This window comes from Streptomyces winkii, from assembly GCF_032248595.1.
GTDB classification, from domain to species: domain Bacteria; phylum Actinomycetota; class Actinomycetes; order Streptomycetales; family Streptomycetaceae; genus Streptomyces; species Streptomyces winkii.
In genome coordinates this window covers 952,838-978,305 of sequence record NZ_JASTTH010000001.1, presented here as the reverse complement: position 1 = coordinate 978,305, position 25,468 = coordinate 952,838, and the positions used below count along the sequence as shown (strand labels likewise).

Genomic DNA, 25,468 nt, shown 5'->3' with positions numbered 1-25,468 from the left:
GGCTACCCCGCAATCCGAACGGTCGTGCTGGCGCCCCAGATCGCCAGGCTGAGGAAGAAGTCGATGACGTTGACGGCGACGATGGACGTACGCACCCCTCGGCCGACGGCGACACCGACTCCGGCCGGTCCGCCCTTGGCGTGGTAGCCGTAGTAGCAGTGCACCAGGATGATCACGACGGCGAAGACGATCACTTTCCCGAAGGACCAGAGCACGTCGACCGGCGACAGGTACTGCTGGAAGTAGTGGTCGTACGTGCCGGCGGACTGCCCGTAGTAGAGCGTGGTGATGGTCCGCGAGGCGAAGTACGAGGAGAGCAGCCCGAGTACGTACAGCGGGATCACCGCCACGAACCCGGCGATCATCCGCGTCGTCGCCAGGAACGGCAGCGACGGGACGGCCATCACCTCGAGGGCGTCGACCTCCTCGTTGATCCGCATCGCACCGAGCTGTGCGGTGAACCCGGCGCCCACCGTGGCGGACAGTGCGAGGCCGGAGACCAGCGGCGCGATCTCGCGGGTGTTGAAGTAGGCGGAGAGGAAGGCCACGAAGTTGGAGGTGCCGAGCTGGTTGAGCGCGGTGTACCCCTGCAGGCCCACCTCGGTGCCCGTGAAGAACGTCAGGAACGCGATCACGCCGACGGTTCCGCCGACGACCGCCAGCGCTCCTCGGCCGAAGCTCACCTCGGCCAGCAGGCGCAGCACCTCCTTCCGGTACCGGCGCAGGGTCCGGTGGCTCCAGGCCAGCGAGCGCCCGTAGAAGACCAGTTGGGTGCCCAGCTCCTCCAGGGAGCGGAGCGGCCGGGCGAGAAGGCTCTTGTCCGACGGCGCCATCCCCTACCCCCTCTGCGGAACGATCTGGAAGTAGACGGCGGTCATCACGAAGTTCGTGACGAACAGCAGCATGAAAGTGATCACCACCGACTGGTTGACGGCGTCACCGACGCCCTTTGGGCCGCCCTTGGCGTTGAGCCCCTTGTACGAGGCGACGATCGCGGCGATCGCTCCGAACACCAGCGCCTTGATCTCGCCCGCCCACAGGTCCGGGAGCTGCGCGAGCGTGGTGAAGGATGCGAGGTACGCGCCCGGAGTGCCGTCCTGGAGGATGACGTTGAAGAAGTAGCCTCCGGCCACGCCGACCACCGAGACGAGTCCGTTGAGCAGGGCGGCGACCACCATCGCCGCCAGCGTCCGCGGGACGACCAGCCGGTGCACCGGATCGATTCCCAGCACCTCCATGGCGTCGATCTCGTCCCGGATCTTGCGGGCCCCGAAGTCCGCGCAGATGGCGGTGCCTCCGGCCCCGGCGATGAGCAGGGCGGTGACGATCGGGGACGCCTCCCTGAGCACCGCCAGCACGGACGCGGCGCCCGCGAACGACTCGGCGCCCAACTGCCGCGTCAGGCTTGCGATCTGCAGCGCGATCACGGCACCGAAGGGGATCGAGACCAGGGCGGTCGGCAGGATCGTGACGCTGGCGATGAACCAGGCCTGCTGGATGAACTCCCGCAGCTGGAACGGGCGTCGGGGCAGGGCGCGCAGGGTGTCCAGGGCGAGGGCGAACAGGTCGCCCGAGTGCCTGACCGCCGTGGTCGGGGAGATCTTCATGTGGTGCCGTCCGGCTTCCGGTCCGCCTCCGGGGCGTCCTTTTCGGCGGACTCCCCGGCGGTCTCCTTGGCGCTCTTCCGGGCGGCTCTCCAGCGCGCGAACAGGCCCGGTCTGCGGTCTTCCTCTCCTTCCGGCTGACCGGCCGGCTCCGTTCCGGTCTCCCGGTCCCGCTCCGTGGCGGCCTCCAGCTGCGGCGCTGTGCCGGTGCCAAGTTCCGTGCTCGTCCCGCGGTTCGAGCCCGGCTCACGGCCTTCTTCGCTCTTGCGGCGCCTGCCGGCCCCGGGACCCACCCTGGCCGCACGGACTCTCTCGAGCTCCGCGATCGTCTCCCACCGTCGCGGCCGTTCGATGCCCGCACTGGGCAGCAGGCGGGGTACGTATGCCGCGGCAAGCGCGGCTCTCTGGTCGCTGAGCAGGCCGCCTCCGTCTCCGGCCTTCAGCTCGGCCAGTTCCTGCTCGACCTGCGCGGCGTCCTTCTCCTCCGCCATCCCGATCGGGCCCCGCATCCGGCCGCCCAGGAACTGGCCGACCACGGGTTCGTCGCTGTGCAGCAGCAGGGCACGCGGGCCGAACATCACCAGCTCGCGGCGGAAGAGCAGGCCGATGTTGTCCGGCACCTGACGGGCCGAGGCGATGTCGTGGGTGACGATCAGGAACGTGGCGTCGATCTGCGCATTGAGGTCCACGATCAGCTGGTTGAGGTACGCGACGCGCACGGGGTCGAGGCCCGAGTCGGGCTCGTCGAAGAGGATGATCTCCGGATCGAGCACCAACGCCCGTGCCAGCCCGGCCCGTTTGCGCATGCCGCCGGATATCTCACCTGGAAGCTTGTCCTCGTCCCCGATGAGGCCGACCATGTCCATCTTCTCGGACACGATCCTCTTGATCTCGCTCTCCGGCTTACGTGTGTGCTCCCGCAGCGGGAAGGCGATGTTGTCGTAGAGGTTCATCGAGCCGAAGAGCGCACCGTCCTGGAAGAGGACGCCGAAGAGCTTTCGCACCTCGTACAGTTCGTGCCGGCTCAGCCGCGTGACGTCCTGGCCCGCGACGTGGATCGAGCCCCGGTCCGGCCGGAGCAGCCCCACGAGCGTCTTGAGGAAGACGGACTTGCCCGTGCCCGACGGTCCGAGCATGACCGAGATCTCCCCGGCGGGCAGCGTCAGCGAGACGTCCTGCCAGATGACCTGTCTGCCGAAAGACTTGGTCAGCCCCGACACACTGATCTCCACCCCCATCCAGCCCACCTTTCAGCCCGTAGACCAACCGTCCTGCCACGAGTTCTACGGCGGGGGGTACGACGTCCGTCGCGACCGGCGGAGAATTTTTCTCTAGGTGTGCGGGGATTTCCGGCCGGCCGGTGCGCGCCGGGCGCGCAGGCCCGGTCAGGGGCGCGGGGGCGCGAGCCGGATGGCTAAGGGAGGTCCCAGTTCGACGACTCCAGCCGTGGTGCGGACGGGGCTGAGGGCTCCACCGGAGTGCGCACCGACGACGTTCCGGGAGCCGTCCGCTTCGGTACGTCCGCCCTCGGCGCCGGGACCGGGGCGGTACGGGGGCGCGCCGGCGTGGACGCCCGTGGTTCGGCGGGGACCTTCGCCTCCGCCGCGTCCGTCCCCTGCGCCGCCGTCGACGGGACGGAGGCGTCCTGCCCCGGCACCGAGGCGTGCGGGATCTCAGGCGGGACTCCGACGTCCCCTATGAACCAGGCCGGTGACGTGTCCGCTCGCAGTACGCCGACCGACACCGGCCCGGGACCGGGAAGCGCGAACACGCCGGCCACCGGCAGCCCCGTGCCCGGCTGCGCCCACCCGGCACCGGCGGCTCCGCTCCCGCGCGATCCCGGCTCCACGGCGTCGGCGGACCTTCCCGATCCGTCCGGGTGCTCCGCCGGCGGCGTCACGGGGCGCGTGGTCGCGGGCCGTGGCCCTTCGGCCTCCCTCGGGGTGTCACCGGGCGGGAGGAGCCCCAGCATCGTCAGCGTCGCGGCGGTGGACGCCACACCTGTGGCCATCGCGCCGCCCCCCGTACGGGCCCGGCCCGTCAGCCAGTGCCAGCCCCCGAACGCGAGCGCACCGGCGAGCAGTCGGCGCATCGTCCGTCTACCACGGGCGAGCAACGACTCGACCGTGCGGTAGCTCAGTCCCATCTCCTCGGCCACTTGAGCGACGTCCAGGTTCGAGGACTTCAGCCACAGCGCGTGTGCCTGCCTCGGGGGCAGTTCGCTGCTGCGCTGCGCCAGCCAGTTCGCCTCCAAGCGGTCGCAGACCGCTTCCTCCACCGGGGACTGGGAGGACACGGCGGAGAAGAGGCCCTGCACGTCTGTCTCGCGGCTCACCTGCCGGCACCGGTCAACGCACAGCCGCGTGGTGACCGTCGTCAGCCACGCACCCACCCGGCTCTCGTCGAGGTCCGGTCTCTCCCAGGCCCGCACCATGGCCTCGTGCACGGCATCCTCCGCGTCCTCCACGCATACGGACCGGCGCCGAGCCACCTTGAGCAACTGCTCACGTTCGCTCCAGATGCGCTGCCAGCGTGCATCGGAACCGTCGACCGAGCCTTCGCACGACCCGGTTTCCCTCTCCATCGTCATCTGAGTCCCTGCGCCATCGGGGGTCGGGGTCGGGTGCGGGAGGTGGGCGGCCCGACCATACCCTTCAGTAGCATCGCTGGGGAGGGGGTGTGAGCGGCGAGGATTCCTTCAGGGAACCGGACGTCGAGTCACCGGCCGCCACCGCTTGACCGGACCGGTCCCGTGGAGCGCTTCTGCGGCGCTGAGGATGGTGTGGCGGTTCGGCCCGGGACTGTGGCGTGGGAGCCGTGCTGATACGTCAGGTGTTTCCGGATCCCGTGTTCGCAGTTGCCGCACGGACACCAAGGGGGCCGGGTGGCTGCTGCGGGGACGGCTGTCCGTCCCGTAGCCGCAGCCGCTTCAGGGCCACGGCGTTGAGGGCGACGATGACGCTGGAGCCGGACATGGAGAGCGCGGCGATCTCCGGGCGGAGTACCAGGCCGAAGGCGGGCTCGAATACGCCGGCCGCGATTGGGAGGGCGATGGTGTTGTAGCCGATGGCCCATCCGAGGTTCTGGCGCATTTTCACCAGGGTTCCACGGCCGATACGCAGGGCAGTCGGGACACCGCCCGGGTCGGAGCGCATCAGCACGACATCGGCGGTCTCGATGGCGACGTCCGTGCCCGCACCGATGGCGATCCCGAGATCGGCCTGGGCCAGCGCCGGTGCGTCGTTGACGCCGTCGCCGACCATGGCGACCTTGCTGCCGCCGCGCTGCAACTCGGCGATCCTGGCTGCTTTGTCGCCGGGAAGGACTTCGGCGATCACGGTGTCGATGCCCATTTGGCGCGCGATCCACTCGGCGGTGGCCTGGTTGTCGCCGGTGAGCATCGCTACTTCGACGCCGAGGTCGTGCAGCTCGCGGACGGCGGCTGCCGAGGTTTCCCGCGGCGCGTCCGCGATGCCGATCAGGCCTGCCGCGCGGCCGTCGATACAGACGATGACGACCGTACGGCCGGTACCGGCCATCTCCTCGCGGCGTCGGGCCAGTTGGCCGAGGTCGGCACCTTCGCGCTCGGCCAGGCGCCGGTTGCCCACTGCCACCCGGTGGCCGTCGACGAGCGCGACCGCCCCGTGACCAGGCACATTCTCGAACTGCTGCGGGCTGACGGCTTCCACGGCGTGGTCCGCTGCGTGACGGACGACGGCTTGGGCCAGCGGGTGCTCGGACTCACGCTCCACCGCCCCAGCCAGCCGCAGCAGTTCCTCCTCGTCCGTCCCCGGCCCCACGAAGACGTCGGTGACTTCCGGTTCGCCCTTGGTCAGCGTGCCCGTCTTGTCCATGACCACGGTCTGGATGCCGGCCGCGGTCTCCAGGGCGTCCGCGTTCTTGAACAGCACGCCGCGCTTGGCTCCGAGACCGGTACCCACCATGATCGCCGTCGGGGTGGCCAACCCCAGGGCATCGGGGCAGGTGATGACCACCACGGTGATGGCGAAGAGCATCGCCGCGCTGAAGGTGCGGTCGGTGGCCAGCAGCCAGATGCCAAGGGTCCCCACCCCGCCGATCAGCGCGACGAACACGAGCCAGAAGGCGGCCCGGTCGGCCAGCCGCTGGCCTGGCGCCTTGGAGTTCTGGGCCTGCTGGACGAGTTCGACGATCTGGGCCAGCGCGGTGTCGGAGCCGATCTTGGTTGCTCGTACCCGCAGCGTGCCATTGGCGTTGAGGGTCGCACCGACCACCTCCGAGCCCGGCGCCTTGTGCACCGGCAGGCTCTCGCCCGTCACCATCGACTCGTCGACGTCGCTCTCGCCCTCCTCCACGGTGCCGTCGACGGCGATCTTGGCTCCGGGGCGGACAAGTAGCAGATCCCCGACCACGACCTCGGCGGTGGGAACCTCCACCGGTTCGCCCTCCCGTACAACCAGTGCCTTGGGAGGAGCGAGATCGAGCAGTGTACGAATGGCGTCGTTGGCGCCGCCCCGGGCCCGCATCTCGAACCAGTGCCCCAGCAGCACGAACGAGGCCAGAACAGTGGCCGCCTCGTAGAAGACCTCACCGCCGCCGCTCAGGGTGATGATCAGGGAGTACAGCCAGCCCGAACCGACGGCGACCGCGACGAGCACCATCATGTCCAAGGTGCGGGCGCGCAGGGCCCGTACGGCTCCGACGAAGAAGATCGTGCACGAGTAGAAGATCACGGGCAGGCTGAGCAGCAGCGCCCACTCGTCTTTCCGCAGTCCGAACGGGACCGGCGCGTCCAGGCCGAAGATGGCCTCTCCGATCGGCGACCAGATCAGCACGGGCACGGAGAACAGCACCGCTACGAGGAAGCGGTTGCGCATGTCAGCCACCATGGTCGCCATCGACATCTCACCGTGGCCTTCGTGCTCTGTCGCCTCACGCGACGGAGGCGCGTGCTTCGAAGGCGCCGGGTGTTCGTGCTCCGCCAGCTCGCCCGCGGGCCTCTCGGCAGGCCGACGGCCGGGATCGAGCAGCGGGTCGCAGATGTGGGACGGGACGGACTGGCCCGCGCAGTGGTAACCGCAGTCCGACACCCAGCGGCGCAGATCGGTCACGGAAGTGAGCTGCGGGTCGAAGTCGACAGTGGCCGTCTGTGCGACCGGGTTCGTCTCGACCGCCAGAACACCGGGACGACGCTCCAGCACGGTGGTCACAGTGCTCTGCTGCGAGGCGCGCAGCATGCCGCGGACGTCCAGTACGACCCGCTGCCCGTGCTCGTTCACTCCGGATGTGTGGTGCGTGCGACCGCGGTCGTCGTCCTCCGGGTGAGGCATGCGTGGCTCCTTTTCCGCTCGGTCTCCAGCGGCCCTGCCGCGGCACTCGAAGCTCGCTGGAAGCGCGCTTGAGGCTCGGCCCGTTCGACCCGATCTGCCACGGGCTGCTTCCGGAGCGCTGGCGGGCCGGCGGACCCTCGAAGACCTGGCCGTCTTTGCCCGCGGGAACCACGCCTGGGGTGGGTCGTCACGCAGCAGTCTGCCGAGGTGCCGTGCGCATCGCACTCCCGTGAAGGTCATGGGAGTGGGTCTGAGAACGGCCCGGAAGCCCGGCCGAACCCACGACGCGCAGATCGACCGTCGCTGCGGTGAGCGTCCGCAGCTACAGAGGGCCGTGGGCTCCGGCGACCCGGCTGTTATTTCACGTCGTTTGTCATTTGCGAAACGTTCAACGGGGGCGTGAGAGCTCGCTGCTGAGGACCCGTTAGGATCACGGCATGGTTACGGCTTGGCCGCCACCTCGCATACGGCGGACCCCCACACATGCGGGCGCGTCACGTCTGCTGTGGCTGGCCATGCTGCTCTTCTCCCTGGTGATCGCACACGGGTTGAGTGCCGGCAGCGCCGAGGGCCATGGGCAGGCGAGCGCGGCCGTAGCCTCTCCGGCAGCAACCACGCATGGACACGGCGCTGCCGCTGCGGAGTCGTCACCGCAACTCGACGCACAAGAGGACACCCACGGCCACGGCCATGATTCGGGTCATGCCGGCGAAGACTGTGTCTCGGGCCAGCCCCAGCAGGAACCGGCCTTGGACGCTCCTTGCCTCGCGCCGTTCGCTTGGGACTCGGATCGCACCGGTGCCGCCGCGAAGGGCTCTGTGCCGGGCCCGGGAGCGGCCGTGAACCCGGCGACGTCGAAGTGTTCCGTGGTGCAGCAGGTCTAGGATCCGACTCCCCCCATATCGTCACTCACGGCTACGCCTGAACACCATGAGTGCTTGATCGTGGGGATCGCCAGCGGGCGCAACCGTCCGAGCGGGCTTCGTCAGTCCCGGCCCGGCTCCGACTTCTCACGGCGCGCCTGTATCCACCTGCTTGTCTCGTCCTGTTCGTCGCCCTCCCGCGGTAGCGGGTGACGGCGGCTGCTGGAGGGCCGATGAGGCTTCACCCCCTACCCCCCGACCGTGCCTGCGCGGCGATGGCGCGCCAGGATTCCCTGCCGCGGCTGATTCCGCTGGTGATGGGCTTCGTGCTGGCCACGCTGCTCATGTGCTGCTGCGTGTCACATGGTCAGCTCGGTGATGCGCACCATCGCGCGCCCAAGACGTCTGCCGCTGTCGCATTGACCGTCACCGCGGGAAGTGACGCCCCGGACGATGAGCATCACGGGGCGGATTGCGTTCCCAGCGCGATCTCCCGGCCCATCCAGCCGCTGGATACGACGCCGGCGACAGCGATGACCGCCACGACACTCAGCGTGGCGTTCTTCACCGCGCTCCCGCGGTCGCCGTCGGCGATCCAGGGAGCAGATCGGCCGATACCTCGGTCGGGCCGGTCACTGCTCGCAGACGTCTGCCTCTGGCGCATCTAGACCTCGCCTCGCAGCCGGCCTCCTGGCTGCCGCGTGCCAGACCCGCAGCGGGGATCGCCCATCCCCGCTTCCCGGTGACGGCGCGCGAGATGAATCCGCATACCCGCACTGCGCCTTCATCGAATGAGAGCGAAACAGATGCAGTCACTGACCACTACTGCCGTCACCCCCACGCGCCCGGCCCTGGGCGCGCTCGTAGGCAACACCCCCGTCTTGTGGGTGTCGGAACCACTGGCCCCCGCCGGTCATCGTGGTTTCTGGGCGAAACTGGAGGGCTTCAATCCCGGGGGGATCAAGGACCGCCCGGCGCTGCACATGGTCGAACGGGCCCGTGCCCGCGGCGAACTGCTTCCCGGCGGCCGAATCGTCGAATCCACCAGTGGCACCCTCGGACTGGGGCTTGCCCTGGCCGGTCTGGTGCACGGGCATCCCGTCACCCTGGTCACCGACCCCGGCCTCGAGTCGTCGATGACCCGGCTCCTGACGGCCTACGGCGCCCGTGTCGACGTCGTCGCCGAACCCCATCCCGCCGGCGGCTGGCAGCAGGCCCGCCGAGACCGGGTCGCCCAAGTTCTGGACGAACACCCCGGATCGTGGTGCCCCGACCAGTACCACAACCCCGACAACACCAGCGCCTACCTCCCGCTGGCTCTCGAACTCGCCTCTCAGCTGGACCACATCGATGTCCTGGTGTGCAGCGTGGGCACGGGCGGCCACTCGGCCGGCATTTCGCATGTGCTGCGCCAGTTCTATCCGCAGCTTCGGCTCGTCGGCGTCGACACCATCGGCTCGACCATCTTCGGCCAGCCGGCCCGCCCGAGGGTCATGCGGGGCCTGGGCTCCAGCATCTATCCCCGCAACATCGCCTACGAGCAGTTCAGCGAGGTGCACTGGGTCGCCCCATCCGAGGCGGTGTGGACCTGCCGACAGCTGGCGTCCTCGCACTACGCCACCGGTGGATGGAGCGTCGGCGCCGTCGCCCTCGTCGCCGGCTGGCTTGCCCGCACTCTGCCTGCGGGCACGCGCATCGCGGCCGTCTTCCCCGACGGCCCTCAGCGCTACCTGGAGACCGTCTACGACGACGCCTACTGCACAGCACGCGGACTGCTCGACGCGCCACCCGCAGTCGCACCGGAGGTGGTTGGCCGTCCCGATGAAAAGGAGATCCACCGCTGGACCCGGTGCACCACCGTGAGCGACCCGCTCACCTTCCGTGCTCCGGCCTGCGACGTCCCCGGGGAGGCACGGTGAAGAGCACGCTCACGCAACTGCGTTCGTACGAGCGCAGTGTGCAGCTGTTGATGGTGAATCAGTTCACCATCAACTTCGGCTTCTACATGCTGATGCCCTACCTCGCACAGCACCTCTCCGGAACCCTGGGACTGGCCGGCTGGCTGGTCGGACTCGTCCTCGGAGTACGCAACTTCAGCCAGCAGGGCATGTTCCTGGTCGGAGGGACGCTGGCCGACCGGCTCGGCTACAAGCCGATGATCGTGGCCGGCTGCGCGCTGCGCACCGCCGGTTTCGCCACGCTCGGGCTCGTCGATTCACTGCCCGCGCTTCTCGCCGCCTCCGCAGCGACAGGCCTGGCCGGGGCCCTGTTCAATCCCGCGGTACGGGCCTATCTGGCGGCGGATACCGGGGAGCGCCGGGTAGAGGCCTTCGCGCTGTTCAACGTCTTCTACCAGGCGGGGATCCTGCTCGGCCCGGTGGTCGGCATGCTGCTGACGGGCGTCAACTTCCGCCTCACCTGCCTGGTTTCGGCCGGCATCTTCGCGGTGCTCAGCGTCGTGCAGATCCGTGCGCTGCCCGCACGGCGGGCGAAGGAGCCCGGGAGCAGCCGGTCCGGGGGCCAGGACGGCGTGTTCTCACAGTGGCGCGGGATCCTCTCCAACCGCCCGTTCCTGCTGTTCTCCGTGGCGATGATCGGCGCGTACGTCCTGTCCTTCCAGGTGTATCTCGCCCTCCCGTTGGAAGTTCGGCGGCTGGCGGGAGAAGGCGCCTTCGGCACCTCGGGCGTCGCGCTGCTCTTCGCCGTCTCCGGGCTGAGCACGATCCTCGGTCAGACGAAGCTGACGGCGTGGTGCAAGGCCCGGATGGAGCCCGGACAAGCACTCGCCTGGGGACTCGCGCTGATGGGGCTGGCGTTCGTGCCGCTGCTGCTGGCCATGGCCGTGCCCGTACCGGACGGAGGCGTGGGACTGTGGCTGGTGGCGGCGCTGCCGCCCACACTGGCCGCGCTGCTGTTGGCCCTTGGACAGATGACGGCCTACCCCTTCGAGATGGACACCATCGTGCGGCTCTCAGGTGACCGGCTCGTGGCCACCCATTACGGGCTGTACAACACGATCTGCGGCATCGGCATCACCCTCGGAAACCTGCTGACCGGCGCGTCACTGGACGCAGCACGCGCGGCCGGTGTTCCCGCGTTGCCATGGATCTGTCTGTGCGCACTCGGCACCGTCTGCGCCGCCTCTCTCTACGGGCTGCATCGCTCCGGCCGGCTGGCAACCCCGGCGACACGACCCGAGCCGGAGCCGGCGACCGCCTGACAGGTGATCGCCTTCGTGGCCGCCCTGGCGTGAAGCGACGGCGCGAGGGGCCGCATCCGTGCGGATGCGGCCCCTCACCCCCGTAAGCGACCTCGCTACTGGTCGAGCAGTCCCTTCATCTTCTTGATCTCCGCGGTCTGCGAAGTGCTGATGTCCTGAGCCATGTCCTTGGCGGGTTCGAACGCCCCGTCGGACTTCTCGGTACGGGCCATCTCCACGGCGCCCTCGTGATGTTCGACCATCATCTTCAGGAACGCGGTGTCGAACTCCTTGCCGGAGGACTTCTTCAGCTTCTCCATGTCCTCGGGCGTCATCATGCCGGGCATGCCGTGCTTTGAGTGGTCCATCCCGGGCATGGCCTTCGGGACCTCCTTGCCCCAGGATTTCAGCCAGCCGGACATCTTCTTGATCTCCGGGTCCTGGGCCTTCTCGATGTCCTCGGAGAGTTTCTTCACCTCCGGGGAGGACGCGCGGTCGGCGGCCAGCTCGGCCATCTCCACCGCCTGCCGGTGATGCGGGATCATGCCCACGGCGAAGGACTCGTCCGCGCCGTTGTGCTTGCCCTTGGCGGCCGGCGCCGATGACTTGTCGTCGTGGCCGGATCCGTGGCCTTCGGTGTCGTTGTCGCCGCCACAGGCGGTGAGGATCAGTGCGGCAGTGGCGGCGGCAGCCGCCGCTGCGACGGCGCGCGTATGTGAACGATGTGCAGTCATGCTGATATTGCTCCTGCGTCGAAGTGGTGTGCGTGTCCGGGGCACCCTCGGGCCGTAGCCAAGGGCGGTGCGAGCGCCTGGCCCGCGGCAGCGTGCTGCGGGTACCGGGCGCCGGGGGACGCGCTATATACGCAGGAGTTGGAGGTTCGCGAGTGAGGGCGGTGCCCGTTCCACGGCGGTGGCGGCGTCACAGCCGCTCGCCTGGAACGAAGCGGGGCTTGCGCAGTCGGCCACGTTCAAGGTCGCCGCGGTCAAGGTGGGTGCGCTGCTGATGCCGCTCGCCGCGCACGTGGGATCGGCGTGGCCGACGTGGCCGCGGTCCTTTGTCCCGGAGCCGTGGTGACAGGCGGCTTCTGACACATGTGCCACCCGCGACCCGACGCTCGCCGCCTCCCCGTTGTGGCTACTGGCCATCGGCATGGCGCGAGCGTGCTGGCCTACCGGCGCAGGCCCGAGGCCGTGCATGGCGACCAGCCCCATCAGCACGGGCAGGAGCAGCAACACGCACGCACGCGCAGCCCCCAGAGGGAGAGCGATGCGCGGTGTGCCGGTCATGCGGCCCATCCTAGGGTTCACGCCCAGCCCATGAGTCGGGAGTCCAGCGCCGCTGACGCACGGGAAGTCCACTGCGTGCGGCGCCGCCTGTCTCCGGGCGACCGTCTTCCACGATCAGGCCGCCGGCGGGGCCCCCGCGGCGGGCAGTGCGCTGCCGTGCCCCTCAGTGGTAGGCGTGCACAACTGCGTGCCCTTTGCCGCGGCCGATCATCCACTTGTTCACGGGTGTGGTGATCAGGAAGGCGATCGCGAAGCCCCCCAGCAGTGCGGACCAGAACAGGCCGTCGGACAGCTGGGCATCCATCGCTCCCGGTGTCACGGCGATGATGGAGTTGTCCACCAGTTCCATGACGGCGATGGACACGGTGTCGGCGGCGAGGGCGACGCGGATCGCGGCCTTGAGACCGAGACCCGCCCTGCGCACCGCGTACAGCGTGAAGGAATAGCCGAAGACGAAGGCCAGCGCGATCGCCAGGATCATCGTGGGGATGTTGTTCCAGAGCAACGCTGTGCCGACGGCCATGCCCAGGATCTCGCCTATGGCGCAGCCCGTCAGGCAGTGCAGCGTCGCCTTGGCCGCGGTGCCCCATGGCGCGCGGGCCGGCGGCTGTCCGATCTCGCCGGCCGCGCCGACGTGGTGGGAAGTGTGATCCATGACGTGCTCCCTTCCGATGGAACCGGGTCTTCCTAGAACGCCCGTCCTCGAACTGGCCGGTCTGGTGGGGACGTTGGTCCTGCGGTCAGCGGGCGCAGTTCCCCCGCCTCGTCCGCCTCGGCGCCGAGTTCGTCGGAGGCGGTCGCGCTGTCGGTCGGTACGGGCGCGGGCAGGGCGGCCGTGTAGCCCGTCGCTTCGACCGTGGCGATCAGGTCTTCCACGGCGACGCTCTCGCCATAGGTGACCTTGCCTTCTCCGTCGCGTAGTTGACGGTGGCCTCCACACCGTCCATGCGGTTGAGCTTCTTCTCGATGCGGGCCGCGCACGAGGCGCAGGTCATCCCGCCGATGGCGAGTTCGACCTCGGCGGCTTCAGAGACCGTAGTTGTCATCACTGCTCCTCGGGCTGGACGGATGGCGCCGGAGCGAGGCATGTGCAACGGACCCCGGCGGCCTGCGGTCAGGCGGTGGCTGCTCGGCCGGTGAGCTCGTATCCGGCGTCGTCGACGGCTTCGGCGATCAGCGCGTCGTCGGGTTCACCGCCGGTGGTCACGGTGACGCGGCCCGCCTCCACATCGACGGACACCGACCGCACCGTCTCCAAGCCGCCGACGGCCTCTGTGACCGCGGCGCGGCAGTGGGCGCAGGTCATGCCGGACACGTTGTAGACGGTGGTGGTGCCGTCTGTGTGGCAGCTGCCGTCCGGGGTGCAGCAGGACGCCATGGGATCTCCTCGGTCAGAGGGACGAGTGACTATACCCCTCGGGGGTATATTGTATACGTTCTCACATATACCCCCACCCCCTATCGATGAGCAAGCCGGTAACCGAGGAGCCGCCATGAACACCGGAGCGAGAATCACCGCCTTCACCGCTGCCCTCGCGGTCACGTTCGGCACCGCCTACTTCGTCGGAGGGGGCGTGGAGCCGATCGCCTCCCGCGCCGAGCCGACGGCAGCGCACGCCGGGCATCAGGAAGGCGGCTCGGATCCGACGGACAGCGAGAAATCGGGGCGCCCGGCCGGCGGGCTACAGATCTCCGAGAGCGGATACACCCTCGATCTCGAAACCCCCCGCGTCGAAGCCCAGCGCCGCGGCTCTTCGCCGACTTCACCCCTGCCAGGAAGGGGACCGGAAACCTCACTCTCGGCGCGGACCTGTCCGCCTCCGGCGACTACGAACCGCGCCCGCTGCCACGCCCGGCACGCACCGCCACCGTCGACGGGTACACCGTGGACCTCAAGGGCGGGCTGCGCCGCGGAGCCGCACAGGAGCTGGGGTTCTCGGTCAGCAAGGACGGCAAGGAGGTCACCGGCCTTCAGCCCTACCTTGGCGCGTACGGACACCTGGTGGCCCTGCGCTCGGGCGACCTGGCGTATCTGCACGTGCACCCCAACGGGGAACCGGGCGACGGCAGTACGAAGTCAGGCCCCGCTGTGTCGTTTACGGCGACCGCCCCCAGCGACGGTGCCTACCGGCTCTTCCTGGACTTCAAGCACGAAGGGAAAGTGCGCACCGCCGCATTCACCGTCGCCGCGGGCGGCGACTCCACGACGGCTGTGCACGGCGAGGGTCCCACCGGCAGCGAACACGACCACTGACCCGGGCCGGGCGCAAGCGGCAACGATGTGACACGGACTCAGCACACCCTGGGCCTCATCTGGCCGCTGCTGGGCGGTGGTTGCGACGGGCGCACAACCCGACCGTCGCCGCGGCCTGTTCGCGACTGCGCCGGTCGGGCACACCCCGTCAGGGCCCACCGCCCGGTGTGCGCGTCATGCCTGGAGCCACCATGGGCTCGAGTACGCCACTCCCCAGTCGTTGCACGGGTGGCCGGAGGGGCCCGGGGAAGGGTTTGCTTGGGACGGGTCAGAGACGCGCAGGACGGTCCAGTTGCCGTCGGCCGCGTTGAGGGGGACGGTGAACTTCGTCAGCTGATTGGAGTGGGTCTCGATGACGTCCGCGACTGTCGGCGCGTCCGAACCCGGGCGCAGGACCTGGATGTTGAGGGGCTTGCCCTCCCATTCGGGGCCGCGGTCCAGGTCGACGGTGAACTGGACGTCGCCCGAGTCCAGGCCGATCGTGCCGCCCATCTGGACGCCGTTCGCCACGGCGTCGAGTCGCAGCCCCGAGACGCGCGTTGCGAAGAACCGCCGGGCACGCATCGCCTCGAAGACGCCGGCGCGGGTGTTCTCGGTGACCCACAGCCCGCTGCGTCCCTTGCCTTCGGGGAAGCCCCAGTCCGTGCCGTGCTCGTCGGTGACGCCCGTCAGTCCCGTACGCCAGCCCTTGTTGAGACAGGCGACGAGCGGCGAGCGGCCGGTGCTCGACCAGCCGTCGAAGAGATAGTCGTCGCCGCGGTTGAACATCTCCAGGCCGACCATCTTCTCCAACACGGCTGCGGAGAAGCTGAAGTTGTCGAACATCCCGGACTCGCGCCCCGGGTGGTTGAAGCTGGCCACGGCGTCGCGGTCCTCCAGCCAGCCGTAGAGCGAGCCCGGACTGCCCGCGCCGCCGAGGTCGACCCAGTCGTCGGTGAACCAGACGTTGGCGTGGCCGTGCAGCGGGTGGGACCACTCGAAGCCGCGGATGGCGGTGTAGGTCCCGGGATCGTCGGCGGCGTCGGCGAGCTGCCCCGTCCGGTCCCACTCCGCTGAGCTGAGGCCCTCGATCGACAGCAGTGTGGCGTGGTCGGTGAGAGCGGCGACGTCCAGCCCCGCGTCACGCATCGAGGCGAAGGCGAGTTCGGGGTCGCCGTCGCCGTCGGACATGGCGGTGTGGTTGTGCATGTCCGCGTGTACGAGCGTGGTGCCTTGCCTGAGGCGGGAGCCCCGCGCGGCTCCGGTGCGCTTGACCGGAACGTCGGACGATCTGGCGGTACGGGTACTGACCGCGCTCGCGGTCCCCGGTGCCGAGGCGAGTATGAGGAGCCCGCTCGCCCCGGCGAGCATGGACCGTCGGCTGGGTCTGTGATGGTGGTCGCGTGTCGTCATGTGGGGATTCTGAGCGCACACCGCCTTACCGGTCAGCACCCCGCGCACGACGGATGGCTGAACTCTTCCCGAGAGATTGCCTATTCGGACAGTTCCTCAGTACGCGATTCGGTGTACGGAACCCAATTCGCCCAGTGCACACGGCTGTTGACGTGGTCGGCCGCGCATCGAAAGTCGAGGGGGATGCCGGGCTGGTCGGCTGAGTGGGCCTCAGCTCCGCCGCCCGGGGCAGGGGACTTTGCGGAACCTTGGGGTGGGCGCGGGCGTTGGCCCCGTAGGCATGCGAGCGGCATGCGCGAACGGTGCTGAGACGAACATCGAGGTGACGCAAGTGCCAATGTGGGACCGGCTCAAGGATCAGGCCAAGACTCTGCAGCAGTCCCAGAGTGGACGGACCGGCGGGCGAAGCAGCAGTACGGGGAGTGGAGGCGGTTCGAAGGCCCAGCTGGTCGGCGCGCTGAAGACGCAGCTCGCATCGCTGAAGACCGAGCTGAAGAGCGGTGCGTACCGGGACGCGAGCATGGCGATGTGTGCGCTGGTCGCGGCCGCGGACGGGCATGTGGACCCCGCCGAGCGGCAGAATGTCGAGTCGATGATCCTCCGTAACGAGGTGCTGCAGAACTTCCCGCCGGAGCAGTTGCGGCAGCGCTTCAACAAGCACGTGGACCAACTGACGCAGAACTTCCACCAGGGCAAGGCCGACGCGATGCAGGAGATCGCCAAGGCCGGCAAGAAGCCGGCCGAGGCAAGGGCAGTGATCCAGACCGGCATCGTCATCGCGGGTGCCGACGGCGACTTCTCCCCTGCCGAGCAGACGGTCATCCGGGAAGCCTGCACGGCACTGCAAGTGCCGCCGGCCGAGTTCCAGCTCTGACGTTCCCGGCCGGGCCAGGAGCGGTCAGGTCGCCTGATCGCAGTCCACCGCCGTGACGCCCGCGGACCGTGCGGCCGGCTCGGAGCGCAAGGGTCTCCGTCCGGAGACCCCTGTCAACCGCGGCCGGCCTGGACGCCGCGGGTCCGGTCGTCGAGGTCGAGGCCGCCGCGGCCTCCGCGGGACGGGGTGGCCGAACGGGGGATGCCGGTCCGTGCGCCGTTTGACGCCGAGGCTCCCGGACAACGGGTGGACGAAGCGGCCCACGACCCCCGGAGGCATCGGTGCGTCTGCTCCTCGTCCATCCCAGTGCCCTGATGTATTCGGAGATCTTCCTTCGACTCGAACCTCTCGGCCTGGAGCGCGTCGCCGGCGCCGCCCGGGAGGCCGGTCACGACGTGCGCGTCATCGACCTCCAGGTCTCCAGGCACTCCGACCTGGAGCGGGCGATGGCCACGTTCGAACCACAGGCGGTCGGCTTCTCCCTGAACTATCTGGCGAACGTCCCCGAGGCCATCGAGCTCGCGCACCGCGCCAAGCAGATCGTGCCCGGCGCGCACGTCTTCTTCGGCGGTCACAGCGTCTCCTTCGTCGCGGAGGAGGTGCTCGAACAGGCGGAAGGCGCGGTCGACTCCGTGATCCGCGGTGAGGGCGAACCGGCCGTCGGCCCGCTGCTGGAGGGGCTGGCGCAGGGCGGTGTCGAGGGTGTCCCCGGCATCGTCACCGCCGACGGCCGCGGACCGGGCCCGCGGATGCTGCACAGCATCGACACCCCCCGCCCGGCCCGCGATCTGCTCGCCCACCGCCGCCGCTACTTCATCGGCGAGCTCGACCCCTGCGCGTCCATCGAGTTCACGCGGGGCTGCCCCTGGGACTGCTCCTTCTGCTCCGCCTGGACCTTCTACGGGCGCAGCTACCGCAAGGCGTCTCCCGAGGCCGCGGGTGAGGAGATGGCGAGCATCCGGGAGAGCAGCGTCTTCATCGTCGACGACGTGGCCTTCATCCGCCCCGAGCACGGCGACGCCATCGCCGCCGAGATCGAGCGCCGCCGCATCCGCAAGCGCTACTACCTGGAGACCCGTGCGGACGTCCTGCTGCGCCACCCGGAGATCTTCGAGCGGTGGACGCGGCTGGGGCTGAAGTACATGTTCCTCGGGATGGAGGCGATCGACGCCGAAGGGCTGGACCTGTACCGCAAGCGCGTCAGCCCCGACGACAACTTCAGGGCGCTCGAACTCGCCCGGAAGATGGGCATCAACGTGGCCATCAACCTGATCGTCGACCCCGGATGGGACGAGGAGAGATTCCGCGTCATCCGAGAGTTCGCGATGTCGGTGCCCGAGATCGTGCACCTCACGGTCATGACGCCGTACCCCGGCACCGAGGTGTGGCACACCGAGTCGCGACGGCTGACGACCCGGGACTACCGGCTCTTCGACATCCAGCACGCCGTCGTGCCCACGGCCCTTCCGCTCGACGTCTTCTACCGCGAACTCGTGCGCACGCAAGCCGTCATCAACCGCAAGCACCTCGGCCTGCGCACCGCGTTCGGCGCGCTGCGCGTGCTGGGCGGCAATCTGCTGCGCGGCCAGACGAACTTCGCGCGCATGCTGTGGCGCTTCAACTCGGTCTACAACCCCGAGCGCCAGCTCACGGACCACTTCCGGCCCGTCGACTACGAACTGCCGCTGCCGGAACGGCTCGACGTCGGCGACCGGCGCAAGCTCTACATCCACGACCGCAAGGCCGCTCACGGAAGGGACGCCGCTCCTGCCGAGTGACCTGGCGGCACGATGAACCGCGCCGCCCGGCGACCGGCTTCGTGCCGCGAGGTTCAGCCGCTTCCGGCTACCCACCGTCGAGTTCCGCCACGAGGCGCTTCGGAGCCCGCAGCCGGAACGACTCCTCGATCAGCTCGGCCGCCTCGGCACGGTCGACGCCTTCGAGGCGTACGAGGAGGATCGGCGAGCCGTCGTAGTGGGAGGTCGTGAAGAACTTGCCTGGCTCGGATCCGATCAGCGCGAGCTTCTCCTCGACCGAGCCCACCCACACGACGAGCGCCTCGGGCTCATCCCGCACCCACGCGAACCCCCGAGGCTTCGTCCGCCAGGACGGCTGCCCGCCGTAGGACGCCTGCTCGTAGGCGCCCGGCAGGCCGGAGGCGATCTCACGGATGTCATCGATGGTGACCATCTCCGTAGCCTCCCCTACCGGGCCTCCCTGCGGATTCGCAGGTGTCCGTGTGGTCCGATCGGCGCCCTATAACAGATGGTTCATGGGCGTACGAGAGTAATGTCCGGTGCCGTGACCAACGGCCGGGCCACCCCCCAGGACCCCGCTCCCGACAGCAGATCCCCTCTCAGCCCCCGGCGCCGCACCGTCGCCGTGGCCACCGCGGCATCCGCGGTCCTGCTGCCGCTCAGCAACGGTCTCCTCGGCGCACAGTCGGACGAAGGCCCCGCCTTCCTGCACGGTGTCGCCTCCGGTGACCCGCTGCCCGAAGGCGTTCTGCTGTGGACCCGGGTCACACCCTCCCGAGAGGCCGTACCCGGTTCCGGAAAGGGAGCTCCGGTCCATGTGACCTGGGAGGTCGCGGAGGACGAGGAGTTCGCCACCGTCGTCGCACGGGGTACGGAGAAGGCCCATGCCTCCGCCGATCACACGGTCAAGGCCGATGTCCGCGGGCTGCGCCCCGACACCAGCTACTGGTTCCGCTTCAGCGCCGGCCCGGTCCGCTCGCGCGCCGGCCGCACGCGTACGACCAGCGCCGAGGACGCCGCGGTCCGCAACCTCCGCTTCGGCGTGGTCTCGTGCTCGCACTACGAGGCCGGCTACTTCGCCGCCTACCGGCACCTGGCCGCCCGTACCGACTTGCACGCCGTTCTCCATCTCGGCGACTACATCTACGAGTGCGGCACGGGCGAGTACACCGTGGCGGGGAAGATCGTCCGCAAGGTCCAGCCCGAGCAGGAGACCGTCACGCTTGCCGACTATCGCGTCCGGCACGCCCACTACAAGCTCGACCCCGATCTTCAGGCCCTGCACGCCGCGCACCCCGTCATCGCCATGTGGGACGACCACGAGTTCGCCAACAACGCCTGGTCCGGCGGCGCCGAGAACCACACGCCCGCGGACGGAGGAACCTGGGCAGGACGCGTACGGGCCGCGAAGCAGGCGTACTTCGAGTGGATGCCGGTGCGCCCCTCCGCCGAAGGCACCACGTACCGCCGCATCGGCTTCGGCCGGCTCGCCGACCTGCACATGCTCGACCTGCGTTCCTTCCGCGACCGGCAGCCGCCGCGCGTGCTCGGCCGCCGCGTCGGCGACGACCCCGGCCGCACCATCACGGGGCGCGCGCAGCTGGACTGGCTGAAGGCCGGACTGTCCAGGTCCACGGCCCGGTGGCGGATGGTCGGCACCTCCGTGATGATCGCGCCCCTCGCCTTCGACACCGTGCCCGCCGATACGCGCAGGTCCCTGGCGAAGCTGCTGGGCTCGGGACTCACTCTCGACCAGTGGGACGGGTACACGGACGACCGCCGGGAGCTGCTGACCCACCTCCGCGACGACCGGATCGACAACACGGTGTTCCTCGCCGGCGACATCCACATGGCTTTCGCGAACGACGTGCCGTTACGGGCGGCCCTCTCACCTCAGGCGGCACCGGTGGCGACGGAGTTCGTCGTCACGTCCGTCACCTCCCCGAACCTCGACGACATCTCGCTGGTCCCCTCCGTCGAGGTCTCCTTGAGGGCGAATGCCGCGATCCGGCGCGGCAACCCCCATGTGCGGTGGCTCGACACGGACGGCCACGGATACGGAGTCCTCGACGTCGACGCCGAGCGAGTTCAGATGGACTACTTCGTCCTGTCCGACAAGGCGGACCGCGACGCCACCGCCGAGGTCCGGTGCTCGTACCGCACGCGGTCCGGCACGCAGCGGCTGGAGAAGGCGGACACACCGGTGCGTCCGTAGCACGGGCCCTCTCTCACTCGGGCATGGGCTCGGCGTAGTGGCGGAACCCGGTGCGCTCGATGTGGATGGCGTACAGGCGCTCCGCCAGGACGTCCGGGCTGGAGTGCTCGGCGTCCGGGCGGATCGCACCGGGGACGATCAGCTGGGCGGCGTGGATGTTCTCCGCGGCGAGCGCGTCGTGGAGCATCGCCGCATAGGCGCTCTCGGCGGCGAAGGCGATGGAGGTGCCGGCCCGCTCGGGGTGCGGGCGCACGGCGCTGCCGCCGTTGACGAAGAGCAGGGTGCCGCGGCCCAGCGCCCGCATCCCGGGCAGGACGGCGTTCACACAGGTGAGGGCACCCTTGAGGGAGAAGGCCAGCGGATCGTCCAGGTCGGCCGCGCCGGTGTCGAGGACCGGCTTCATGAAGTCGGCGCGGACCGCGGGGCTGTACTGGAGGATCTCCACGGAGCCCAGCTCCCCGGCCGCCGTTGCCAGGGCCGTCGTCAGGGAAGCGGGGTCGAGGACGTCGGCGGCGTAACCGCGGACCCGGACGCCGTCCCGTTCCAGCTCGGCCGTCAGGGGTCCGAGGTGGTCGGTGCTGCGGGAGAGGAGCGCGACGCCGTGGCCGGCGGTGCCGAAGCGGCGGGCGGCGGCAAGGCCCAGGCCGGGGCCCGCGCCGATGAGAGCGAACGTGGTCACGGTGAATCCTTCACGGGTGTGCCAGGGGGCAGGGCTGGAGAAGGGTCCGATCGGCGACCCGGGTTCCGATCGGGCAACTCGGGTTCCACTATTGCCCGCGGGCTCGACCCGCGGGTTCGCGCAGTCATCATTGGCTGCGAGTTGGTTGTCCACGACGGCGGGCGTATAACTGCCTGACCGGTGTGGTGGGAGGGACGGAAGGTGAAGCGAGCAACCATCGGCGACGTGGCCGCGGTGGCCGGGGTGTCGGTCGCGACGGTTTCGCGGGTCCTCAACGGCGGCGCCGTCAAGGAGGCGACCGCCGCCAAGGTGTGGGCTGCCGTCGACCGGCTCGACTACTCGCCGAACGCGCTCACCAAGAGCATCTTCGCCGGGCGCTCCAGCACGATCGGGGTGGTCATCGACGATCTCACCAGCCCGTTCTACCTCGGCCTCATGCGGGGGATCGACGAGGTGGCCGACGCCAACGACAGCCTGGTGATGTTCGCCAGCACCTTCCGCCATGCCGGCAGCGGCGACGCCCAGATCCGGACCATGAACGAGCAGAGGGTGCGCGGTCTGATCGTCACCACCGTCGAGACCACCGACGACAGGACGCGCAGGATGGCCACGGGCGGGACGCCGTGTGTCGTCGTCGCGCGGTCGGTGCAGGACCCGCCGCCCCGGCTGCACTCGGTGGCCCTGGACAATCTCGCTGCCGGACGGCTGATGGCGGAGCACCTGATCGCGTGCGGGAGGCGCTCGGTCGGCGTCATCACGTCCGGGGGGCGGCCGTCGCAGCACGGACGCACCGAGGGGCTCCGCCAGGGGCTCGCCGAGGCCGGGCTCGAACTGCCCCCGGACGCCGTGACATCGGTGGAGGGCAACGAGCAAGTCAGCGATGCCGTGAGGTCGTTGCTGGAACACCGCGCGTCCGTGGACGCGATCGTCTGCCTCACCGGGCGGCGTACGGTCGCCGTCCACTCCGCGCTGATGAGCCGTGGGCTGGCGATCCCTGACGACATCGGGTTCCTGACGATGGACGACTTCGCCTGGGGCCCGGCTCTCGGCGTCACGGTCATCGGCCAACCGTCCCACCGGATGGGGCAGATGGCGGCCGAGCTCATCGTCGAGAACCCGGGCGAGGCGGTTCAGCTCACCTTCGAACCGGAGCTGATCGCCCGCACGTCCTGCGGCGAGGCCGGGTAGCCGGACGGCTCGTACGTACTGCCCGACGGCGCACCGCTCAACGCACACTCCTCAACGCACACTGCTCAACGGCGCATCGCCTCGGTCAGCTTGGAGAGCTTCAGCGAGCCGTCCGCGTCGATCACCGACTCCCGGAGGGCTCGCGCCGGGTCCGCGCCCAGCAGGGGGGATACGAGCCGGTCGAACTTCGCCCGTACCTCGCTCTCGGTGAGGCCGAAGGGATGCGGGCGGGCGGAGTCCGCCTTGGGCACCGGGCCGTGCTGGACCTGTCCGTCGTCGAAGGTCACGGTGACGGCCCGACGGCGGGTGCGCGAGACCGTCACCTCGCGGGCCAGCGCCGAGGTCGAGGCGATGAGGTCCGGGCGTACCCATGCCGGGCCCGGCTCGACCCCGCCGGCCAGCAGGGCGCTCAGCGTACGGATGCCGAAGGCGACGTCGGCGGGCCCGTCGATCCGCGGCTCGGCGAACTTCTGGAGATCCAGCGGGCCGTCGATCCGGATGTGCCGGACGGTACGCCCCTCGGGGGCGCGTCGCAGGACGGATTCGAGTGCGGTCAGATACTGCTGCACGTGCCAGCACGCGGGGAACCGCTTGAAACCGGCGCGTATGATGGCGGGTTCGACCGTCTCCGCCAGGGTCTCGTCCCAGCGCCAGCGGTCGCTGCCCGCCATCAGCCAGAACCCCGCCGGTCCGTCCAGGACGTCGGGCAGCCCGACCGCGCCGGAATCGGCGAGGTCGACAGCCAGTACGGCCGAGGCGGCGCTCCATCCCAGGTTGTTCTTCACGGTGGGCACCGGCCGCTCGTACCACTTGGCGACGTACGGGACGCAGGACTGCGTCCCCGCCAACCCCACGACGCGGCCGAGCCGTTGGGCGGAGGCGTCGGTGACCGCCGCTGCCGCGAGGGAGGCCGCGATGGCGTCGAAGACCCCCACGGCGCGCACCTTGCCAGCCCGGCTGTCAGACGGCCGCGCCGCCCGCCCGAGCAGCCAGTGCGCCTCGTATCCGACGACGACGCCCTTCAGCAGGTCGTCGAGAGTCGCCTCCGCCCGCTCACCGGCGGCGAGCGCCGCGGCCACGACGGGGGCGCCGGGGTGCCCGGCCAGCGTGTCGTCGTAGTCGAGCGCGTTGGCGGACTCCCCGTTGAGATACGCGGCGCAGAAGGCCGGGCGCAGCAGACCGTCCGCCGTCGTCGCCTCCGGCGTGCCGCCGAACGGTGCCATGGCGAGGAAGTTCGGCTGTACGTGGTCGAGTTGCGCGCCGGTGAGGGAGCAGGCGAGGTGGTCGAGGACGCAGTGCCGTGCGCGCGTTCGCACTTCGCGGGGCAGCGGTGCGTTTGCCGACTCCCGGCAGCGTTCGATCAGTTGACGAGTCGCCTGGTCGGTCGCCCGGTCGGTGATCACGCCGTCACCGCCGGGGTCGCGGGGGCCGCCAGGGCAGCGAACGCGTCCCGTGCGAGCGCCGTCTCCCCGCCGACGACGACGAGTTGCACGTCGGCAGGGCTCTTCGCCGCCGAGACCACGACGTCGGCGAACTGGCCGGGCTTGAGGAGCCCGCGGTCGGCGCCCACCCGGGGAAGCGCTTTGCCGACGTTGCCGGTGGCCATGGCGACGGCCCGCTCCAGCGGCGCGAGGCCGACGCGGGCGACGGCGTCGACCATCTCGAACATGCCGTCCCAGTGCCCGGCGGCGTAGTCCGTCGCCATGATGTCGACCAGGTCCTCCTGGAGCAGCGCGATGAGGTGTTCCGGAGTCGAGTGCAGCTCCTTGCGCCCCCACGCGTCGAAGGTGTCGATCTCGACGAAGCCGCCGTGTTCCCTGATCCAGCGCGCGTTCTCAACTGCCTCTTCGGCGCTGAAGGTTCCGTGGTTCGTATGGCCGCCGATGAAGAGCTCCCCGGCGATGCTCGCGGCCTGGCGGGCGGCCTCGTCCGAGGGTGCGGAGTTGTGCACCAGCGTGGGCACGCCGAGTTCGACGGCGAGATGGGCCGACGCCACCAGCCCGTCGAGCGCGACCTGGAAGCTCGGAAGCACCGACTCCTCGATCAGCGTGACCGTCTTGTCGACGGCGATGAGGCCCGACAGCCCCTGCTGCTCGAGCAGTTCGGCGACCTCGGCGCGGTCGGGGCTGCCCGGCCGGATGTGCCGTCCGAGTACGGCGTACTTGAGCGCCTTCGCCTGCGCGGGAGTGATCTTCACGCCCGTCGCCTGCTCGACGGCGGCCGGAATGTACATGTAGTCCTGACCGCCTCCGCCGAGCGTCATGCCGGCACCGACCTCGCCGATGACCACGGCGCCCGTATCGGTCATCTGGCGTGCGGTCATGGCGCGGTGTAGGTCGGTGAGCCCGGCGCCGTCCGCGGCGTCCGCCGCGGCGAACATCGGGTCGAAGTGCACCGTGCTGCTCTCGACCCGCACCGGCTGGCGCCCCCGTACCAGCGCGGTCTCGTCGGGCACCTTGAAGCCGTCGAGGTCGACGACCGTCGTGTGCCCCTGGCCGAGGTGCCGCCGCAGATTGCCCAGGGCCTCCTCCACGGAGACGCCGGGCGTGCCGCTCGCGAACCGCGGGCCCGGAGCGACGGCGTGGACGTGCGGGTCGATGGCCCCCGGCATGAGCAGCCGGCCGCCGGTGTCGACGACCACATCGCCGACACCGCCGGTGTAGTCGGCCGGGCCGACGGCGGCGATGCGGCTGCCTTCGATGACGACCGAGCCGGTGAAGGGCGCGGTGCGGCCGTCGCCGTTGACGATGAGGCCGTTGTTGAGGATGAGCATGGAGTGCCTTCCGCGGGTCGTTGTCGGTAGCCCGTGACGGGGCGTTGTCAGCAGCGCTCGACGGTCGTCGCC

Annotated in this window: 20 protein-coding genes and 3 pseudogenes; 8 read left to right on the top strand and 15 right to left on the bottom strand. The window is 69.9% G+C overall.

Features of this window, described 5'->3' with window-relative positions; translation table 11 throughout:
• Positions 1–2: 2 nt before the first annotated feature.
• The 5 genes and pseudogenes from QQM67_RS04210 to QQM67_RS04190 all read right to left on the bottom strand — a co-directional run bounded on the left by QQM67_RS04210 (position 3) and on the right by QQM67_RS04190 (position 6,913).
• A complete protein-coding gene (locus tag QQM67_RS04210; protein WP_314172143.1) occupies positions 3–833 on the bottom strand; it encodes an MlaE family ABC transporter permease in 831 nt (276 codons plus the stop codon).
• 3 nt (positions 834–836) lie between these two features.
• Positions 837–1,607: an MlaE family ABC transporter permease gene (locus QQM67_RS04205; protein ID WP_314172142.1), complete on the bottom strand. Its 771-nt coding sequence runs from the start codon at positions 1,605–1,607 to the stop codon at positions 837–839.
• 302 nt (positions 1,608–1,909) lie between these two features.
• Positions 1,910–2,842: pseudogene (locus QQM67_RS30570) on the bottom strand (ABC transporter ATP-binding protein); the annotation flags it as partial.
• A 176-nt stretch (positions 2,843–3,018) separates the two neighbouring features.
• Positions 3,019–4,194, bottom strand: coding sequence for a sigma-70 family RNA polymerase sigma factor (locus QQM67_RS04195; RefSeq protein WP_314172141.1), 1,176 nt, complete (start codon positions 4,192–4,194; stop codon positions 3,019–3,021).
• A gap of 238 nt (positions 4,195–4,432) precedes the next feature.
• Positions 4,433–6,913 carry a heavy metal translocating P-type ATPase gene (locus tag QQM67_RS04190; RefSeq protein ID WP_314172140.1) on the bottom strand — a complete coding sequence of 827 codons (2,481 nt, stop codon included), beginning with the start codon at positions 6,911–6,913 and terminating at the stop codon, positions 4,433–4,435.
• Positions 6,914–8,051: 1,138 nt separating this feature from the next.
• Here QQM67_RS04190 and QQM67_RS04185 point away from each other — a divergent pair.
• From QQM67_RS04185 to QQM67_RS04175, 3 genes are all read left to right on the top strand, one after another.
• A complete protein-coding gene (locus QQM67_RS04185) occupies positions 8,052–8,444 on the top strand; it encodes a hypothetical protein (RefSeq protein ID WP_314172139.1) in 393 nt (130 codons plus the stop codon).
• A 138-nt stretch (positions 8,445–8,582) separates the two neighbouring features.
• The gene (locus QQM67_RS04180) at positions 8,583–9,695 is read left to right on the top strand and encodes a PLP-dependent cysteine synthase family protein (protein ID WP_314172138.1); all 1,113 of its coding nucleotides are present in this window, start codon (positions 8,583–8,585) and stop codon (positions 9,693–9,695) included.
• Positions 9,692–10,996: an MFS transporter gene (locus tag QQM67_RS04175; RefSeq protein ID WP_314172137.1), complete on the top strand. Its 1,305-nt coding sequence runs from the start codon at positions 9,692–9,694 to the stop codon at positions 10,994–10,996. The genes QQM67_RS04180 and QQM67_RS04175 overlap by 4 nt, the downstream gene beginning before the upstream one ends.
• A gap of 95 nt (positions 10,997–11,091) precedes the next feature.
• On the opposite strand, the gene QQM67_RS04170 is transcribed toward QQM67_RS04175, so the two are convergent.
• The 5 genes and pseudogenes from QQM67_RS04170 to QQM67_RS04150 form a co-directional block, all read right to left on the bottom strand.
• Complete coding sequence (locus QQM67_RS04170) at positions 11,092–11,709, bottom strand: DUF305 domain-containing protein (RefSeq protein ID WP_314172136.1); 618 nt, start codon at positions 11,707–11,709, stop codon at positions 11,092–11,094.
• A 123-nt stretch (positions 11,710–11,832) separates the two neighbouring features.
• Entirely contained in the window at positions 11,833–12,189 is a 357-nt protein-coding gene (locus QQM67_RS04165) for a DUF6153 family protein (protein WP_314172247.1), read from the bottom strand.
• A 238-nt stretch (positions 12,190–12,427) separates the two neighbouring features.
• A complete protein-coding gene (locus tag QQM67_RS04160) occupies positions 12,428–12,919 on the bottom strand; it encodes a DUF4396 domain-containing protein (protein ID WP_314172135.1) in 492 nt (163 codons plus the stop codon).
• An 86-nt stretch (positions 12,920–13,005) separates the two neighbouring features.
• A pseudogene (locus QQM67_RS04155) lies at positions 13,006–13,310 on the bottom strand (cation transporter); the annotation flags it as partial.
• A gap of 68 nt (positions 13,311–13,378) precedes the next feature.
• Entirely contained in the window at positions 13,379–13,642 is a 264-nt protein-coding gene (locus QQM67_RS04150) for a heavy-metal-associated domain-containing protein (protein WP_314172134.1), read from the bottom strand.
• 115 nt (positions 13,643–13,757) lie between these two features.
• Here QQM67_RS04150 and QQM67_RS04145 point away from each other — a divergent pair.
• Positions 13,758–14,518: pseudogene (locus QQM67_RS04145) on the top strand (hypothetical protein).
• A 174-nt stretch (positions 14,519–14,692) separates the two neighbouring features.
• On the opposite strand, the gene QQM67_RS04140 reads toward QQM67_RS04145, so the two are convergent.
• Positions 14,693–15,910, bottom strand: coding sequence for a CehA/McbA family metallohydrolase (locus QQM67_RS04140; protein ID WP_314172133.1), 1,218 nt, complete (start codon positions 15,908–15,910; stop codon positions 14,693–14,695).
• Between the two features lie 331 nt (positions 15,911–16,241).
• On the opposite strand from QQM67_RS04140, the gene QQM67_RS04135 reads away from it, so the two are divergent.
• Positions 16,242–16,784 carry a tellurite resistance TerB family protein gene (locus QQM67_RS04135; protein WP_314172246.1) on the top strand — a complete coding sequence of 181 codons (543 nt, stop codon included), beginning with the start codon at positions 16,242–16,244 and terminating at the stop codon, positions 16,782–16,784.
• 281 nt (positions 16,785–17,065) lie between these two features.
• Positions 17,066–18,562 (top strand): hopanoid C-3 methylase HpnR, encoded by a 1,497-nt coding sequence (hpnR, locus tag QQM67_RS04130; RefSeq protein ID WP_314172132.1) that lies wholly within the window; start codon positions 17,066–17,068, stop codon positions 18,560–18,562.
• A 67-nt stretch (positions 18,563–18,629) separates the two neighbouring features.
• On the opposite strand, the gene QQM67_RS04125 is transcribed toward hpnR, so the two are convergent.
• Positions 18,630–18,974, bottom strand: a complete 345-nt coding sequence (locus QQM67_RS04125; protein ID WP_314172131.1) for an MmcQ/YjbR family DNA-binding protein — start codon at positions 18,972–18,974, stop codon at positions 18,630–18,632.
• Positions 18,975–19,085: 111 nt separating this feature from the next.
• Between QQM67_RS04125 and QQM67_RS04120 the strand changes: the two genes are divergently transcribed.
• Positions 19,086–20,756, top strand: a complete 1,671-nt coding sequence (locus QQM67_RS04120; RefSeq protein ID WP_399065151.1) for an alkaline phosphatase D family protein — start codon at positions 19,086–19,088, stop codon at positions 20,754–20,756.
• Between the two features lie 13 nt (positions 20,757–20,769).
• On the opposite strand, the gene QQM67_RS04115 is transcribed toward QQM67_RS04120, so the two are convergent.
• Positions 20,770–21,435 (bottom strand): SDR family NAD(P)-dependent oxidoreductase, encoded by a 666-nt coding sequence (locus QQM67_RS04115; RefSeq protein WP_314172129.1) that lies wholly within the window; start codon positions 21,433–21,435, stop codon positions 20,770–20,772.
• Positions 21,436–21,636: 201 nt separating this feature from the next.
• Between QQM67_RS04115 and QQM67_RS04110 the strand changes: the two genes are divergently transcribed.
• Complete coding sequence (locus QQM67_RS04110; RefSeq protein ID WP_314172128.1) at positions 21,637–22,623, top strand: LacI family DNA-binding transcriptional regulator; 987 nt, start codon at positions 21,637–21,639, stop codon at positions 22,621–22,623.
• A 65-nt stretch (positions 22,624–22,688) separates the two neighbouring features.
• Here the strand turns inward: QQM67_RS04110 and QQM67_RS04105 are convergent, their stop codons facing one another.
• Positions 22,689–24,026: an MmgE/PrpD family protein gene (locus QQM67_RS04105; protein WP_314172127.1), complete on the bottom strand. Its 1,338-nt coding sequence runs from the start codon at positions 24,024–24,026 to the stop codon at positions 22,689–22,691.
• A complete protein-coding gene (locus tag QQM67_RS04100; protein ID WP_314172126.1) occupies positions 24,023–25,396 on the bottom strand; it encodes an amidohydrolase family protein in 1,374 nt (457 codons plus the stop codon). Before QQM67_RS04100 ends, QQM67_RS04105 begins: the two co-directional genes overlap by 4 nt.
• Positions 25,397–25,468 lie beyond the last annotated feature (72 nt).

Coding starts and splice junctions, on each gene's coding strand:
- QQM67_RS04195 (WP_314172141.1), bottom strand. CDS start 4,194: ATGACGATGGAGAGGGAAACCGGGTCGTGCGAAGGCTCGGTCGACGGT.
- QQM67_RS04100 (WP_314172126.1), bottom strand. CDS start 25,396: ATGCTCATCCTCAACAACGGCCTCATCGTCAACGGCGACGGCCGCACC.
- QQM67_RS04205 (WP_314172142.1), bottom strand. CDS start 1,607: ATGAAGATCTCCCCGACCACGGCGGTCAGGCACTCGGGCGACCTGTTC.
- QQM67_RS04140 (WP_314172133.1), bottom strand. CDS start 15,910: ATGACGACACGCGACCACCATCACAGACCCAGCCGACGGTCCATGCTC.
- QQM67_RS04185 (WP_314172139.1), top strand. CDS start 8,052: ATGGCGCGCCAGGATTCCCTGCCGCGGCTGATTCCGCTGGTGATGGGC.
- QQM67_RS04190 (WP_314172140.1), bottom strand. CDS start 6,913: ATGCCTCACCCGGAGGACGACGACCGCGGTCGCACGCACCACACATCC.
- QQM67_RS04210 (WP_314172143.1), bottom strand. CDS start 833: ATGGCGCCGTCGGACAAGAGCCTTCTCGCCCGGCCGCTCCGCTCCCTG.
- QQM67_RS04160 (WP_314172135.1), bottom strand. CDS start 12,919: ATGGATCACACTTCCCACCACGTCGGCGCGGCCGGCGAGATCGGACAG.
- QQM67_RS04125 (WP_314172131.1), bottom strand. CDS start 18,974: ATGGTCACCATCGATGACATCCGTGAGATCGCCTCCGGCCTGCCGGGC.
- QQM67_RS04150 (WP_314172134.1), bottom strand. CDS start 13,642: ATGGCGTCCTGCTGCACCCCGGACGGCAGCTGCCACACAGACGGCACC.
- QQM67_RS04170 (WP_314172136.1), bottom strand. CDS start 11,709: ATGACTGCACATCGTTCACATACGCGCGCCGTCGCAGCGGCGGCTGCC.
- QQM67_RS04180 (WP_314172138.1), top strand. CDS start 8,583: ATGCAGTCACTGACCACTACTGCCGTCACCCCCACGCGCCCGGCCCTG.
- QQM67_RS04165 (WP_314172247.1), bottom strand. CDS start 12,189: ATGGGGCTGGTCGCCATGCACGGCCTCGGGCCTGCGCCGGTAGGCCAG.